This window comes from Cupriavidus sp. F041, assembly GCF_057814235.1.
Genome location: NZ_JBVASY010000002.1, coordinates 3,153,477 through 3,170,150 on the forward strand (window position 1 = coordinate 3,153,477; position 16,674 = coordinate 3,170,150).

Consider the following 16,674-nt stretch of genomic DNA (forward strand, 5'->3'; position numbering starts at 1 on the left):
TCCGGTCCCCAAACGTGAAAAAATGTCCTTCCCCAAACGCCAGACAAGGGAGGCCAGCAGCTAGCCATCGCAACATGTACAGGTGGCCAACAAGGATTCCTTGTCAGCCTTGGGAACTGCACCTATGTAAGCATGAGCGCAACGCAGTTCGATCGCTCAATAAAATCCCACTTGCGCAACTCCAGGCAAATACTTCTCTCGCCTTGCTTGGATATTAGATTCGCGCCCACTTTTGCGGTGACCATTTTGTCACCGATCTGCGTTTCGAGGGCACTCCCAGCAAAAACGACCCTTGTGCCGGCCGGTGGAGTTGCATCCAACTTAATCCAAATTGCTGATTCACCGTTGGCTTGGACATTAATACCCCCGCCCGCCAAAGCATGTCGAGGGCCGTAATCAACGATCTGTGCATTGAGCGGAACAACTGGGACAAAATCGCGGGACCTCACCAACCGGTTCATTGCCATGCAAACGGCAAGCATGCCCACTACAAGGGCAATATCTTTCAGTGGCGAGCGTCGGCTTGTTACCGAGGGAGCGCCGTTACCCACTACAGCCGATTGCCGCCTTCGCTTGGCAGCGAGATAGTGGCCAAAGGAGATGGCCGGCTTCTCAATCAAGACCCAGCTGAGCAGCGCAAAGGCACCTGCTAGCGGTATGGCGAGTGCAGACAGAAGATAAGGATTGATATGCGGATACAGATGCACAATGTATTGTTGACATGGCCATCCGTAAAGATAGATCCCGTAGCTCAGATCATATCGGGGCTGCCAGACACCGCGCAGCCAAGCTGATTGACCAAGTACGATCAGTGCCCACATCATCACGAGATAAAACAAGGCCACATGCAACGGTCCAGTCGTGAATAGGAGCGGAACAATCAAGATAAGGCCATGCCATGCACGAAGGCGGATGTTGCCCGACAGGCCAAATACCACTACTCCCCCGAAGAACATCGCAGCGGCGCCACGACTATAATCGGCATCAAAGAGATTGAATGGAGCCGAAACAAGCGATGGTGGCAACAACGTGAGCGTCAATAGCAGAACGCCGCACGCAGCCGAACGTCGCAGCGTGCTTAGTAAGCCAAGCAATCCGGCAAAGGCTAGAACCACGTACATCTTGGCCTCTAGAGGAAGAGTGTGAATTGAACCATTGATGGATGCATATTGATTACCATCAAACACACCTCGGATATCCCACGTCAGCTGGAATATTGAATTTCTTAAAATATAATCATAAAAATCACTGAATAGCAGAAAATTGAAGAAATCTCGAGGCCGCGAGATAAATCCAGCCAGCAGACTGCTGACTACAAGACAGAAGAATAGCCCAGGCCATATCCTCAGTGATCGCTTGATAGCGAAGCGCAGCACGTTCCGATCGCGGAAGTAACTTTGTGCCACGAACAGACCGCTCAGGAAGAAGAATGCCTGCACCGCCAGTCCGCCTACCGAAGCGATTGGTAGCAACATCTCCGACGCGTGATCCAGATGCCCCGTCGCCTTAGTGAGCCAGAATGAATGATAGTAAATGACGCTTGCGGCTAGAATCGCACGGATCAACGTGTAGTTGTTTTCGGTGCCGTCTATGGTTTCACGGAAAGTAGGCGATTGGGTTTTGACCTTCCCAATGTTATCTATCCGGAAATGCGCCGCGATCGGTTGCAAACGGCCTTTCGTACGGCACAACACCTCATGCATAGTGGTTATCGTACGCATACGTTCTGATAGATCATTTGCCATGAGGCCGTATTGTCAATTCAGTCAGGAATCGTACCGCGATCACACAAGAGTGAAGTTCCCTCCTGCACAAGTGCACCGGAGAAGACCCACTGGCTTATAATTTCGCTCTGATCATGTAGAAGGCCGGTCTCCCATCCCGCTGGTGGAATACTTCAAGTTCCGACTCGTCTACCGCAGCATCCCTCAACAGAAGTTCGTACCTCTCTTTATCGGCCTTGTTCCAGAAAGGTATGCAGACCTTTTTATACTTGCCTCGAATATCTTTGATTCGATCCGGCGTCACCTCTAACGCGTAGGGCACATGGTTCCCGGTAAGCAAGGCAAAAGACATGAAGAAACCCCAGTCCGGAAATAGATAAATGGTATCCCTCGAATCTTTGAGCGCGCTCTCCGCCAGCGTAGTCAGCGCATTAGATGCCTTTGCATTTCCGCCGGTCCTATCAAGTTGCGCGAAGAACTTGCGTTGCTGAACAAGGTTACCAGCGATAGATGTTATGCAAATCACCATTAGGACAGCAGCCTGCCACGGCCGCCGAGTCGACTCGTCGGGGGCGATTTGAACGAGCCATCCGTGGATCGCGGTTGCAAGAAGCAAATACGCGAACGGTATCAAGACTGAGAAATGATGGGCCCATAGTCTCTGTCCGAGCAGACCTGCTGCAGCAATATAGCTAATCGGCAGAAATACGAGCAGACAGTTGTACCTTGTCGAAACCGCTACACCGGGGACTGCGGCCTGGAGACACAGGAGAAGCAATGTTGCCAGCGCAGCGATGCAAAACAGCACCAAACGCATGATGGCCCAGCCCCCCCCGGAAACTTGCTCACCGAAGATCATGAGTTCGTTGCCCCCGTTCATCAACGCCAGCTTTCCCATTTCCAACGCATACTGGAAATTTCCAAAAAAACTGAGTTGAGATGAAAATGGGCTCAGATTGCGTGTTGCGCCCTTCATAAAATCAAGCGTTTCAGTTACACCGCCAAGGGCAATTATCATCGATAAGTAGCCGAGGACGTAGGGCAACATTCCGACGATAAATCCGAAGATCCAAAGTCCGCAATACCTCAACCGGCTATCCGCACTTCGGAAGACCAGCCACGCAATAGCAGGACCAAAGAACAGGAACACGAAATAGCCGTAGATCGCCAGGCCATAGCAAATACCCGAGAAAATCAGGGCTAGCGGTGTTATGGATGCCGCGCCTTTGCGCGGATAGAGCAACAGCAAAGCTGCAAACATCCAAGCTTCGCCGCCCAGGATAATGTAGTTTTGCGTACGGAAAGATGCCAGGAAGGCAACGTCGGTCGCCAGTCCAGCAGCAGCGAGCAAGGCCAGCCAGCGATTGCCCGTAGCACGCGCTGCCATTGCATATAGCAATGCGATGATAGCGGCCCCGAACAGCGCTTGCGCAAGCCTCACCGACACGACATTCATGCCAAGCACTTTGTAGATCGCAAGACCTACATAGAAGTTCTGCACGCCGTGGTACAGGTTTCCAAGAATAGGAAACCATGCCGTTGGAAGTACCCAAACTGGATTTGGCAGATCGCTATTAAGAGCATGGGCGGCCAGATAGTCAGGATTTACCGCATCCATGTACAGCCCCGGCAACTCGATATGGCGTAGTACTCCAATCCAGAATAGAAGCAGAACGGTACCGAGTCCCATCCCGAATGAGAGAGTACGTGTACTCCCCTCGGATTGGGAGGTGCTATGTGAAGTTGTCGATTTTGACATATGGGCAATCTATCCTGACCAAGGAAAGGCACAGGCAGAGTGTTCGCCTGCTCAATATCCGTCACTTCAACGGAACCAAATGTTCACGTCAGAACAAGTGAATCCGGCAGGACCAGGAACTTATCCGTTTCTACGTACTGTCGCTGGAATCGCCAGATACGCCAATCGCTTGGCTTCGATCCGTCCTTTCGTCACCGTATCCAGAATCAGACCGCAAGTAAGAAACAGGAAGCCGAGCAGTGAGAACGCGACGCAGAGAACAGCGGTCGGAAGCCTTGGCACCTGACCGGTTTCGAAAAAGGTTTCGAACAGGGGGACTGCAAGAATCAGGGACACCAACAAGCTTAGAACGAAGCCGATGGAGAAGAATGCGAGTGGCCGCTCCAATTTGAATAGCCTCAGAATGGTTAGCAGTATGCGAATGCCATCGCGATAAGTATTCAATTTGCTCACAGAGCCCTCAGGCCTAACTCCATAACGAGTGTCGATCTCCGCCACAGGCATACGCAACTCAAGCGCATGGACTGCGAGTTCGGTCTCTGTTTCAAATCCCTTCGCGTGAGCGGGGAATGACTTCGCATAACGTCGCGAAAATATGCGGTAGCCGGACAGCATGTCCTTGAAGGTACGCCCGAAGATCGTCGCGGCGAAGCCTGTCAGCATAACATTGCCAAATCGATGGCCGAGGCGATACGCCGCCTGCTCTTCTGATATCCGGCTGCCGACGACCATATCAAGGCCTTCACGCACGAGGGTTTCCACCAGCATCGGGGCAACACTGACATCGTAAGTGCCATCACCATCCACCATCACATAGACGTCAGCCTCTACGTCGGCGAACATGCGACGAATGACATTGCCCTTGCCTTGTAACGGCACCCGATAAACATGGGCTCCAGCAGCCTTGGCAATAGCGCTAGTGTTGTCGGAAGAATTATTGTCAAAGACAAAAATCCCAGCGTTTGGCAGATGCTTCCTAAAATCAGCGACCACGCCTGCGATCGTTTCAGCCTCGTTGTAGCAAGGCACAATAACTGCGATATTAAGGTCAGTATTATTATTCATAACTTCGCCGGCCATCAAATCTATTTATGAGAAAAATCTTGGATTCCGGCGACCTTGAAGGGCCATCCGAAATTTGAAATAGGCTACGCTCAATCTAGAGCTTGCCAACTATCCCACCCGCTTACGCCGCGCCACCATCCGCCTGCCCCGCCTCAGGAATCGCGCGGCGTTTCGCATCACCGTCAGGTGCGTCACCGCTACTACAAGGAAGCCGAAGAACAGCCAGTGGTCCGGCACGCCGGCTTTCCAGGCGGTCACGCCGATCAACCCCAGCATCGCATTGCTGGCCAGGATGATCCATACCACCAACACTGGGGAGAGGTCCATGCGGATCAGCACATGGTGCAAGTGCGTGCGATCCGCGGAGAGCGGATTGCGGCCCGAAATCATGCGTCGCGTCACTACGGCCAGCAAGTCGATCAGCAGGAATCCGGCAACCCACAGCATCAATACCGGCGGAACGTGCTTGCCCGCGTTATAGCCGGGCTGCGACAGCTCCACGGCAAACCAGACTATGCCGAAGCCCAGCATCAGGCTGCCGGCGTCACCGAGAAAGACACGCTTCCGCCCCCGTAGCGGATTAGGCATATTGAAGAACAGGAAGCCGACCAGTGCGCCGCACAGGACTACGCACAGGCGCTGTGCCGAATTGCTGCCTACCTCACCGGAGAGATAGGCCAGCCAGGCAAATATGATGAATGCAAGTCCGCCCGCCAGCCCGTCGAGCCCGTCCATCATGTTCATCGCATTGATCACCGCGACCACGGCGAACAAAGTCAACGGAATCCCCCAGTTGGCCAGTTCGATCTCCCGCTTGCCCATGAGGTCGCCCAGCGACATGAGGAACACCCCACCCCAAGACGTCATCAGGATGGCGGCGAATATCTGAAACCCCAGCTTGGTCAATGGCGTCATGCCACGCAGGTCATCGACCACGCCAACCACTGCCAGCACGGTCAGGCCGCCCAGCAAGGCGACGTAGTGCCCTTGCTCGCGCATGAACATGATGGCACCCACCCAGACCGCGAAGGTGATGGCGATGCCGCCCACCAGCGGCACATCGCCGTCGTGGCGCTTGCGGCCGCCCGGCCGGTCGAGCAGCCCACCGCGCTCGGCCAGCGGCCGCAGCGTCAGCGTCGCCAACGCGCTGGCCAATGCCACCATCAGGGGTACCCAGAAGAAATCGAACATAGTGTTCTCTACGGTTGCCTGCGCGCCGGAAGAAACCGGAAGCTCCAATAGCTTGCCGAAGTCATCAGGCGAGCCAGGCTTTTGACGTGCCAGTTGAGGTAGCGGCGATCGCGATGGCTTTGCCGCTGCGCATCGTGGATCACCTGCGCGGATTGTACCCAAGCAACGCTGCGCCCAAGCCGGTGCAGCCGCAGACAGACGTCGATGTCCTCGCAATACAGGTGGTAACGTTCGTCAAAGCCCCCGACAGCCTTGAAGCTGGCACTGTCGAACAACATGCACATGCCGGCTATCCAGTCGACCTGCTGCACTGGCACCCCGACCCCGTAGTCCGGTTCGGACACACCACGCAACCGCCGCAGCACCAGGCGCAAGAGGCCGGGCACGCGTCGGGCGCTGTCCTCCACGCGCCCATCGGGCGACAGGACACGCGGCCCCGCCACGCCGGGATGCTCGGTGATCTGAGCCACCAGCGCATCCAGCCCCGTATCCGGCGGGAATCGCACATCGGGATTCAGCACCATGAACAACGGCGTCCGGCAATCGCGAAATGCCGCATTGTGGTTGGCGCCAAAGCCCTTGGGCTGGCTGTTCACTTTCCACAAGATCGGGCAACTTGGGCAATCGCGCAGCGCAGGCCGGCTGTCCGGTATGTTCTCGGTGATGATGACCTGCATCGGCACAGTTAGCGACAGCGCTTGCAGTTGATCCAGCAATGGCGGCAACAACGCCGACTGTCCGTGACTGACGATGGAGAAGGTGATCTGCATTCAGTAGTACGCGCGCATCACGCGAAGGTGCGCCCGGTGCGAGCACGTACCCTTTCGCCTAGCGCGACTTCCCCTCAATTGGCCGCAAGCGAAGCTCGCGCACCCAGGTGTTTCGAAAAATCACGCCTTCTGGAACAACGCGATGGCGGGGTCGATCTCGTCCAGCGCGCCAACCACCGTGCAATTCACTTCAGCAACGCCCGCCGATGGCGCACCGCCTTCATGGCGGAAGAACCAGCGCTGCCCGATGCCGGCCGCGGCTGCGGCCTGCATATCCGTGGGCGTGTCGCCAACCATAGCCGAGCGGCTCATGTCCACCCCGTAGGCATCCCGCGCGGCCAGCAGCATGCCAGGCGCGGGCTTGCGGCAGTCGCAGGCCCGCAGGTACTCGCCCAGGCCAGAGACCGGGTGATGCGGACAATGGTAGACCTTGGCGATATGGGCACCCTGCGCTTCGAACCGTTGCAGCATCCAGTCGGTGAATGCCTGGAATTGCGCTTCGTCGTAATAGCCGCGCGCGATGCCTGCCTGGTTGGTCACCACGAATACCAGCATGCCGGCCGCGTTGGCCCGCCTGACCAGGTCGAAGATGCCGCTGACGAACACGCAGTCTTCCGGCCGATGCACATAGCCCGTATCGACATTGATGACGCCATCCCGGTCCAGGAATAATGCCGATACCGCCATTACTGCCCCGCGATCAGCGCAGGCACTTTTGTCTGCGCCGCCTGGTAGTCATCGGGCACGCCGATATCGATAAAGTCGCTTACCCCTGGGAAAGCGGAAAGGTGAATCTGGTCGATGTAGCGGCCCAGGAAGTCCTGCTCGAACGAGAAACGCTGCGGCAATCCGGCGCAGTCGGTCAGCGCAGCCTTGCGCAGGTGATAGACACCTGCGTTGATCAGGCCAGGGCCACTACGGCCCTTCTCGATAAAGGCACGAATGCGCCTTGCGTCATCGATCTCCACGGTCCCGTAGCGCGTGGCATCCGGCACGTTCGCTACCGCCAGCGCCACGTCCGCACCTGTGGCTTCCGCATCCGCGATAAAGGCCGCGAGGTCGACAACCGCCAGCGTATCGCCGTTGAACACCAGGACATCGTCGCCCGGCATTTCCGCAACGGCCTTCAAAATCGCGCCGCCTGTGCCGAGGGGCTCGTCTTCGATGACGTAATGCAGGCGCATATCGCCAAAGACATCGCCCATGCCCGCGCGCACTTGTTCGTGTCGGTAACCCACCGACAAATAGACATCGCGCAAGCCCTGGTTCTCGAGCTGCCGGAGCAGCCACCACAGGAAGGGTTTTCCGGCGACATCGGCCATCGGCTTGGGCAGGTCCCCCACCACGGGGCGCAAACGGGTGCCGAGTCCACCCGCGAGGATCAATGCGGGCTTCATTTGCGGGGAAACATTTCGGCTTCAACGAGGCCGCAGATGATGTGGCCAAGCAACAGATGCCCTTCCTGGATCTTGGGGGTCACGGCGGAGGGAACCTCAATGGAGATATCGCAGAGCTCGGGCTTTGCCCAGCCCCGCTCGCCGGTGAATCCGACCACCAGCAGTCCGGCCTTGCGCGCCTCTTCCATGGCAAGCAGGACATTGGGCGACTTGCCCGATGTCGAATAGGCCCAGAACACATCGCCCTTGGCGCCAACGGCTTGCACCTGGCGGGCAAAAAGCTTTTCGTAGCCGTAATCGTTGCCGATCGCAGTCATCACCGACGAGTCCACGGTCAAGGCAAACGCGCACAACCCGGGCCGGTCATAGTTGAAACGGCTGACGAACTCGCCGGCAATATGCTGGGCATCCGCGGCACTGCCGCCGTTGCCAGCCAGCAGTACCTTGTTGCCGCGCCTGAGCGCTTCGCAAATCCGGACTGCGCATTGCTCGGCGCGCGAAATCAGTACCTCGTCAGCCCTGATCTTCGAGAAAATATCAATCGCCTTGTCGATTTCCTGCTCAATGAATTTCCTCACGCCTTCCTCCAGGATTGAGCACCGCTCTCGGTGAAATTACAGGTAAACACCTGGCCGTTGAAACCTGTCAGGGTCCGCATCACGTCTGGCCGGCGAGCCGGATCGACAAAGAACATCATGAAGCCGCCGCCGCCGGCGCCGGATACCTTGCCGGCCAGCGCACCGGCCGCGATCGCTGCGTCATAGACTTCGTCGATCGAAGCGTTGGTAATGCTGTCGGCCATCTTTTTCTTCGATTCCCAGCCGGTGCGCATCGAATCGGCGAATCCATCGAAATCTCCCTTGAGAATGGCTTCCTTCATGCGGATCGCTTCTTCCTTCACCGCATGGAGCGCATTCAGCGACTTCTGCTCGCCGCTCTTCACGTGGGCGGTCTGCTGGGCGATGATCTTTGCCGACTCGCGGGAGACGCCGGTGTAGAACAACACCAGCGAAGATTCCAGCTCGGCCTTGATATTGGCCTTGATGCGAAGCGGATTGACGATGACCCGGTCGCCATAGAACTCCATGAAATTCAGGCCGCCGAACGCCGCCGCGTACTGGTCCTGCTTGCCACCGGCCATGTCGAGGTCCACCCGCTCGATCTCGTATGCAAGATGGGCGATTTCGTACTCGCCCAGCGGCAGCGACAAGAGCTCGCAGAAGGCATGCACCAGTGCAACGACCATGGTCGACGAGGAACCGAGGCCGGACCCGGGGGGCGCCTCTGAATGCGTCGTGATGGAAACCGGCAGCGGTTGACCCTGATTGAAATCCTTGACGATGCGATTGTAGACGCCCACATGCAGATCGAGCCCGTCGACACGCTGGAGCACCGGCGTGCAGGGTCCCACCCACGAACGCTTGCTATCGGCGGCGATCAGTTCGACCTGATCATCGTCCCGCGGCGCAATGGTCGCGTAAGCAAACTTGTCGATCGTGACGTTAAGCACCAGGCCACCGAAATCGTCGGAGTAGGGAGAAACGTCGGTGCCGCCTCCGGCAAGGCCGAGACGGAGCGGTGCGCGAGCGCGAACAAGAGAGAACTGCGGCATGGTTAAGCTTATCCAGCGATTGTAGGGATGGCGGGATGCGGGTCGATATCGAGCCGGAAGACGTTTTCCACCGCTTGCGGCGAGAAGGTTCCGGAAATGTACGCCTTTGACTTTTCCGCCACCTCACCCCAGCGATCGTCGTTCTCCAGCAGAGTCACGACCTCTTGAGCCAGCCGGTGCGGATCGTCCGAGACAGGCACGGTATTTTCCAGATCGTCGAGCCCCTGGGCGCCTACGGTCGTCGTCACCAGCGGCAGGCCATAGTTCATCGCCTCCACCACCTTGCTCTTTACACCGGCGCCGAAGCGCAGGGGAACAATGGCAACACGCGCCGTACGGTAGAACTCCAGCAACTGCGGGTCCGTCACGTAGCCGGTTACGGTAATGTCATCCGTTGCCAGCCTCTGCACTTCCGGGGTTGGATTCGATCCAACCAGCCAGAGGTGAATGCCAGGCGCGCGTGCACGTATCAGCGGCATGATGTCTTGTGCCAGCCATTTCGCCGCGTCGACATTCGGCGGGTGGCCAAAGCCTGCTACGAAGAGAATGCCGCTGCGGCCTTGCGGTGTCGGCTTGACCATATCAGCCGGGCAAACGTCGAAGAAATACGGCGGCACGGTGCGCGCCTTCGCCTCCGGCACCGATTCGAGCACAGCCTGCGTCTCGGTGGGCGACGGATAGTACACCGCATCCACTTCCTTCCACAGCGCCAGTTCCATCTCGCGCATGATGGATGCCTCCTTGCGCAAGGTCTCGGCGCCGGTCATCTCGTGCTCGTTGAGCAAGCGCGCATAGTGCAGGTCATGACCGTAGAACAACACCTTGGCATGGCTATTTGCACGTATCGCGGGCAGGAATTCCTTGGCGACCGAGGGGCGGCTCAACAGCACATAGTCGAGTTGCGAGCCGTGCTCGGAGATCCAGCCAGCAAAGTTGCTCTGGAATTCGCCGCCGTAGAAGACTTCGATTCCCGCCTGTTGCAGGACAGAAACGTATTCAGGATCGTACCAGAGGTTCTGAGGCCAGAACTTCACGTTCAACCCCATCCCCTTCAGGACGCGCAGGAAGCACCACATCGATCGCGAACCGGCGTCACGATCCGGCTGCGGTGCGTAGTGATCGATGACAAGAATAGTCTTCTTGCCTGCGGAACGCTCGTGGGCACGGAAGACATTGGTACCGTTGTCGAAATGCTCGCGGTCCAGCACTTCGCGCCAGCGCTCGCGGAATTTCTTCTGGTTCTCCACCTGGTAGGCCTTGATGCCGCCGCCTGTATCCGTGCCGTGCGAGATGCCTTCATAGTGGATGATTACCGACTTCGGCTGGTAGAGCACGCGCTTGCCCATGGCACGCACGCGGAATGCCAGGTCCGAATCTTCACAATAGGCTGGGACATAGACTTCGTCGAAGCCGTTCAGCTCACGGAACAACGCCGTCGGGATCAGCAGCGATGCGCCCGAGCAGTAGTCGGTGTCCTTTACGTAGTTGTAGACGCTACGGGTGGGCTCATCCAGCCTGCCGAAGTTCCAGGCCGAGCCATCGCGCCACATGATGCCGCCGGCTTCCTGCATGCGGCCGTCCGGGTACACCAGCTTGGAGCCGACCATGCCGCAGTCCGTCTCGCTGTCGAACAAGGCCAGCATGGTATCGAGCCATCCCGGCGTGACTTCTGTGTCGTTGTTGAGGAAGTAGACATACTTCCCGCGCGCCAGGCTGGCGGCATGATTGCAGGAACGGATAAAGCCGAGGTTCTTCTCGTTCATCACGAAATGCAGCCCGGGAATCCCCTGCATACGCAGGATTTCCTTGTCGCCGGAGACATCTTCCGCAACGATGACCTCGATCGGCACGCTCGGCATGTGGGCGCAGATGGAGCGCACGCACGACAGGGTATGGCCGATATTGCCGTAAGTCGGGATGATCACCGAAACGACAGGCTCCGCTACCTCGTCGAGCTTCAGGCTGGCGAGCACTTCGTCGACTTCCTCGGCCGCAACGGGACCCAGCCCGACCGGTGTCAGGGTCATGCCCTCACGGTGGCGGCGCCAGACCTCGTAGTGCACCATCCCCTTGAAAAGGGGACCGGCGACGCGGTAAGCAACGTTCACGCAACGGTCCTTCCACTTCTTCGACACGGGCGCACGCAAATACAGCGTGCGCCCAGCCTTCAGCAACGATGGGCGCACGCCATCAAAGACGGTATTGAACTCGCCGCGCCCCAGCCTTGCGGCAGTGCGCAATGGGCCGGTCACTTTCCAGGAGTGCGAACTCAGCATGGCCTTGAGTTCGTTCTCGCGGGCCGTGAGTGCACCAAGAAGATGATCCCGTTCCACTTCCATCTGCTTGAGCTGATGCCTCAGATAGGCTGAAGTACCTGTTTCCACGACCGGAGCAGGAGGTACCGCGCCTGGCGGCGGGCTTGCCGCAGGTGTGAAACCAGGCACCGCCGCCTTGGCTGGCGTCGAACGCACAGTACGGCGAAAGATCCTGCGAAGACGCTGAGGAATTTGCAGATTTCCAATTGCCGCCCGCTGGCTTTCGATCGTCGCGCGCTGGCTTTCGACAGTCACTCGAAGCTCTTCCACTTCCTTGTCGAGCGACAGTGCCCAGGCAGAACGCTCGTCGAACTCGCGCTGCAGATCGCCAAGGCGCTGTCGCACCGCGGCCTCTTCAACGCTCAAGCGTCCGGCCCAGGCCGCCACCTCTTCACGCTCGGCATAAAGATCCACGCCCTCTTCGAAGAAGATGGACGCAGGGCCGACGGGCAGCACCACATCCGATGCGGAGCAGATGGCAACGAAATACATCATGTCGTCGGCGGGCACAGTGGCTTGCCGAACCTTATCGTCGCGCAGCGTCAGCGCCTGATACCCGTCTTGCTGGCCGTCCAGTGGCAGCAGCATCGAACTCGTGGCGAGCCGCTGGCCGTAATAGCTGACCTTGGGAAAGTGCGAGCGCAGCAAGACGTCAAGCTCCTCGAAATAGAGCTCCTTGACGTGATACTCGTTGTGGTAATTGCGATCGTCGGAATAGACCTTCTTGTTCGGCGACGAGATCACCAGGATGCCGTCGGGACGAAGCACCCGGCGAATCTGCGCGATCATTTCCTCGTGCCCATGCAGATGCTCGATGGTCTCGAACGACACCACCACGTCCACGCTGGCGTCAGGCAACGGGATCGCCGTGGCGCTGCCAGCTTCAAAACGCAGGTTTTGGTGCTGCTGATAGCGCGAGCGGGCATGCGCCACTGCGTCGTCGGAAATGTCGACGCCGATAACGGACTTGGCACGCGTGGCCATCAGTGCGGAGCCATAGCCCTCGCCGCAGGCGATATCGAGCACATCCTTGCCAGCAGCGATCTCCAGCGACCAGCTGTAACGGTGCATGTGCTCGTAGCGGATCGCTCCTTCTTCGGTGGGAACGAATCGTTCGCCGGTAAAGTTAAGCACGGACTATCCTTCCTCAGAAATAGCAATATCGAGCATCGGGATGCCCACCAGTCCATGTCGCATGGAGCTGTCGACCGCGCGCAGGGTCAGGGCGTCGTGGACCCAATGCTGCTGTGTATGATCATTTTGCGTGCCGGACGCGATCGCTGCATCCACGGAGTACGCTCCCACGGGCAACGTCGGCATGCGGAAACGAAAGCTGGCGCAATAGCGCTTGCCGGCATCGCCGGACACCGTATCGTCCAGCGTGGCCAGGAAGGTGTTGTCGCCAAACAGCCGCTGGCCCAGCCGGTCCTTCAGGTAGAAGCCGAAGATCAGGCCGTCCAACGCTGCATGCAGTTCTGCGGAGATGCGCAACTCAACTAGTTCGCCACCATGGACCAGCTTGAGTTCCTGGCCCTGCTCGTCTAGCAGCGTGGCATCAACGATGGAAGCGCCACGCGCCCCGAACTCGCTGTCCGTCTGCTCCGGGTCAAACTCGAACACCTCGATGCGCGTTCCAGCACCCTGGGCGCGTAGCGTTTCCCAGCGGCTGTCCACCACATCGAGTTCGGCCTTCTTCCGGGGCTTCTTTTCCTTGGCCGCTGCCACCTTGACGGACACGCCCAGCGCGCCCCGATCCAGCGCATGCTGCTCCGCCAGATAAGCCTCGACCGTCTCCTTGGCGTTCCCATCCATCTTCAGCACGCCATGGTCCAGCCAGATTGCCCGCGAACACAGGCTGGTCACCGCGCCAACGTCGTGGCTGACAAACAGCAGCGTGCCGGTCTTCTGGAACTCGCGCAGGAAGCGCATGCACTTCTGGGTGAAGCGCACATCGCCCACCGAAAGCGCTTCGTCCACCACCAGCACATCGGCATCGACGTGTGCCGCAATTGCAAAGGCCAGACGCACATACATGCCGCTGGAGTAAGTCTTTACCGGCTGGTTGATGAAGTCTCCGATTTCGGCGAAGGCGACGATGGAATCAAAGCGTTTGGCCAGTTCGCCTTCTTCGATCCCGTACAGCAGACCGCTCAGATAGACGTTCTCCTCGCCGGTAAACTCGGGGTTGAAACCGGCACCAAGTTCGAGCAGCGCGGCAATCCGGCCGTTGACGCTGACCTCGCCCATGGTGGGGAATAGCGTGCCGCAGACCAGCTGCAGCAGCGTCGACTTGCCCGAGCCATTTTGGCCGATGATGGCAACGGTTTCACCCTGCTGGACATCGAAACTCACGTCGCGCAGCGCCCAGAACTCACGAAAGTACTCCGGCGGATGCATGCCGACCATGCGCTTGAGGCGCGGCATCACCATCTGCTTGAGACGATCCTTGGGCTGCGCGTAGATTTCATAGCGCTTGCCCAGGTTGCCGACGCGAATCACGGCATTATTCACGGGATTAGAGGACATCGGAGAACCCCTTGCGCGTCTTCTGGAACCACACCAGCCCGGCCCATGCTATGAAATAACCGATCACAAGGTAAAGCAACCAGCCGAGCCAGTCGATGCTGGTTCCCCAGATCGCGGCATTGCGAACCTGTTCGACGATAAACGTGATGGGATTCAGGTAAAGAAATGGCCGCAGGCGCTCCGGCACCGATTGCAGCGGATAGAACACCGGTGCCATGAACATCAGCAGCGACGTAACGATCCCCATCACCTGCCCAAGATCGCGTAGATACACGCCAAGCGAGGCCAGCAGCCATACCAGGCCGGCGATCAGGATCACGAAGGGGAGCAGGATGACCGGCACGAGCACTACCGTCAGCGGCAAATGCCCCTGCCAGATGAAGATCGCGCCCATCAGGATCACCGATGCCACCAGCGTATGGAACAGCGCCGAGCCGATGGCGATCCACGGCAGCGTCTCGAGCGGAAATACCACCTTCTTGACGAAGTTGGGATTGCTCACCACGAGGGTAGGCGCGCGCTGCAGGCATTCCGCGATCAGGCCATGCACCAGCACGCCGGCGAACATCACCACGGCGAATTCAAGGTGGTCAGTCGATGTAGGGCGCCAGCGCGACTTGAACACCACGCCGAAGACGAAGGTGTAGATCAACAGCATCAGCAGCGGATTGATGAAGGTCCACAGCAGGCCAAGGAACGAGCCCTTGTAGCGACCGGCGACTTCGCGTTTGACAAACTGAGTGATGATGCTGCGGTTCGCAAGAAGGGACTGAATCACGACCAGCGGGTGCATGCTTGGCTTTTCCTTCATGCGGGAAATCCTTGCTTGCTACCGCCCAGAGTCCGGCTGCGAAACCCGCCGCTGTGCGCACCGGTCATTCGAATACCTCGGCATCTGCCAGCGACTTTCCGGCGGCATCTTTTGCGGCGAGCACGGGCTCGCCGTCGAGCGGCCATTCGATCCCGAGGGCAGGATCGTTCCAGGCCAGGCTGCGCTCGTGTTCCGGGTGCCAGTAGTCGGTAGTCTTGTAGAGGAACTCGGCGGACTCGGACGTCACCATGAAACCGTGGGCGAACCCTTCGGGAACCCACAGCTGGCGCTTGTTCTCGGCGGAAAGCGTCAAGCCGGTCCATTTGCCAAAAGTGGGCGAGCCGCGGCGCAGGTCAACCACCACATCGAACACTTCGCCCGACACCACGCGCACCAGCTTGCCCTGCGGATGCTGGATCTGGTAATGCAGCCCACGCAGCACATTGCGCGCGGAGCGCGAGTGATTGTCCTGCACGAACTCGCGCTTGAGCCCGGTCGCGGCTTCAAACGCCTTGGCATTGAAGCTTTCAAAAAAGAATCCTCGGTCGTCGCCGAACACTTTGGGTTCGAGGATGAGCACCTCAGGGATATCTGTAGGGATGACTGTCAGGTTCATGGTCTTGCTTACTTGATCGTTTCCGAGACAATGCGCTGCAGGTACTGTCCATAAGCGTTTTTGGACAGTGGCTTGGCCAGCGCCGCTACCTGCTCGGCATCGATCCATTTGCTGCGATACGCGATCTCTTCCGGACAAGCGACCATCAGGCCCTGCCGGTTTTGCAGCGTGGCGATGAAACTGGCCGCTTCCAGCAGCGAGTCATGCGTGCCGGTATCGAGCCACGCATAGCCGCGGCCCATGATTTCCACGTCGAGCTGCGCCATTTCGAGATAGCGCTTGTTGACGTCAGTGATCTCGAGCTCACCCCGGGCTGACGGCTTGATATCGGCCGCGATGTCGCAGACCTGCCGATCATAAAAGTAAAGCCCGGTGACGGCATAGTTTGAACGCGGCTTCAGCGGCTTTTCTTCGAGCGATAGCGCACGGAAGTTGTCGTCGAATTCGACTACGCCGTACCGCTCCGGATCGTGCACGTGATAAGCGAACACTGTGGCGCCCGCGTCCTGGCTGCCGGCACGGCCAAGCTGGCCCACCAGGTCGTGGCCATGGAAGATGTTATCGCCCAGGATCAGCGTGGAGGGATCGTTGCCGATAAAGTCGCGGCCGATGATAAAGGCCTGCGCCAGGCCGTCCGGCGACGGCTGGACCGCGTACTGGAGGTTGATGCCCCATTTGCTGCCGTCGCCGAGCATGTCGGCGAAGCGTGGCGTATCGTCCGGCGTGGAGATCACAAGGATGTCACGAATCCCTGCCAGCATGAGCGTGGACAAGGGATAGTAGATCATCGGCTTGTCGTACACCGGCAGCAATTGCTTGGAGACCGAGCGTGTGATCGGATAAAGCCGCGTGCCGGAACCCCCGGCCAGGATGATGCCTTTGCGCATG

14 protein-coding genes are annotated in these 16,674 nt (G+C 58.5%); all 14 read right to left on the minus strand.

Annotation, left to right across the window (positions count from 1 at the left end):
• Positions 1–122: 122 nt before the first annotated feature.
• Positions 123–1,670, minus strand: coding sequence for an acyltransferase family protein (locus ACZY0R_RS31965; RefSeq protein ID WP_488864096.1), 1,548 nt, complete (start codon positions 1,668–1,670; stop codon positions 123–125).
• A gap of 169 nt (positions 1,671–1,839) precedes the next feature.
• Positions 1,840–3,342, minus strand: coding sequence for a glycosyltransferase family 39 protein (locus tag ACZY0R_RS31970; RefSeq protein ID WP_488864098.1), 1,503 nt, complete (start codon positions 3,340–3,342; stop codon positions 1,840–1,842).
• A gap of 261 nt (positions 3,343–3,603) precedes the next feature.
• A complete protein-coding gene (locus ACZY0R_RS31975; RefSeq protein ID WP_488864100.1) occupies positions 3,604–4,548 on the minus strand; it encodes a glycosyltransferase in 945 nt (314 codons plus the stop codon).
• A 108-nt stretch (positions 4,549–4,656) separates the two neighbouring features.
• Complete coding sequence (locus ACZY0R_RS31980; protein WP_488864102.1) at positions 4,657–5,739, minus strand: MraY family glycosyltransferase; 1,083 nt, start codon at positions 5,737–5,739, stop codon at positions 4,657–4,659.
• An 8-nt stretch (positions 5,740–5,747) separates the two neighbouring features.
• Positions 5,748–6,509, minus strand: a complete 762-nt coding sequence (locus ACZY0R_RS31985) for a glycosyltransferase family protein (RefSeq protein ID WP_488864104.1) — start codon at positions 6,507–6,509, stop codon at positions 5,748–5,750.
• Positions 6,510–6,629: 120 nt separating this feature from the next.
• Entirely contained in the window at positions 6,630–7,196 is a 567-nt protein-coding gene (gene gmhB / locus ACZY0R_RS31990; RefSeq protein WP_488864106.1) for a D-glycero-beta-D-manno-heptose 1,7-bisphosphate 7-phosphatase, read from the minus strand.
• On the minus strand, positions 7,196–7,906 hold the full coding sequence (locus tag ACZY0R_RS31995; protein WP_488864108.1) for a nucleotidyltransferase family protein: 711 nt from the start codon (positions 7,904–7,906) through the stop codon (positions 7,196–7,198). The genes gmhB and ACZY0R_RS31995 overlap by 1 nt, the downstream gene beginning before the upstream one ends.
• A complete protein-coding gene (locus tag ACZY0R_RS32000) occupies positions 7,903–8,484 on the minus strand; it encodes a D-sedoheptulose-7-phosphate isomerase (RefSeq protein WP_488864110.1) in 582 nt (193 codons plus the stop codon). The genes ACZY0R_RS31995 and ACZY0R_RS32000 overlap by 4 nt, the downstream gene beginning before the upstream one ends.
• A complete protein-coding gene (locus ACZY0R_RS32005) occupies positions 8,481–9,518 on the minus strand; it encodes a GHMP family kinase ATP-binding protein (protein WP_488864112.1) in 1,038 nt (345 codons plus the stop codon). The genes ACZY0R_RS32000 and ACZY0R_RS32005 overlap by 4 nt, the downstream gene beginning before the upstream one ends.
• Before the next feature lie 8 nt (positions 9,519–9,526).
• Positions 9,527–12,967 (minus strand): glycosyltransferase, encoded by a 3,441-nt coding sequence (locus ACZY0R_RS32010; RefSeq protein ID WP_488864114.1) that lies wholly within the window; start codon positions 12,965–12,967, stop codon positions 9,527–9,529.
• 3 nt (positions 12,968–12,970) lie between these two features.
• Complete coding sequence (locus ACZY0R_RS32015; RefSeq protein WP_488864116.1) at positions 12,971–14,359, minus strand: ABC transporter ATP-binding protein; 1,389 nt, start codon at positions 14,357–14,359, stop codon at positions 12,971–12,973.
• Positions 14,349–15,170 (minus strand): ABC transporter permease, encoded by an 822-nt coding sequence (locus ACZY0R_RS32020; RefSeq protein WP_488864118.1) that lies wholly within the window; start codon positions 15,168–15,170, stop codon positions 14,349–14,351. The genes ACZY0R_RS32015 and ACZY0R_RS32020 overlap by 11 nt, the downstream gene beginning before the upstream one ends.
• A 64-nt stretch (positions 15,171–15,234) precedes the next feature.
• Entirely contained in the window at positions 15,235–15,786 is a 552-nt protein-coding gene (gene rfbC, locus ACZY0R_RS32025) for a dTDP-4-dehydrorhamnose 3,5-epimerase (protein WP_488864120.1), read from the minus strand.
• Between the two features lie 8 nt (positions 15,787–15,794).
• Entirely contained in the window at positions 15,795–16,673 is an 879-nt protein-coding gene (rfbA, locus tag ACZY0R_RS32030; RefSeq protein WP_488864122.1) for a glucose-1-phosphate thymidylyltransferase RfbA, read from the minus strand.
• Between the last annotated feature and the right edge of the window lies 1 nt (position 16,674).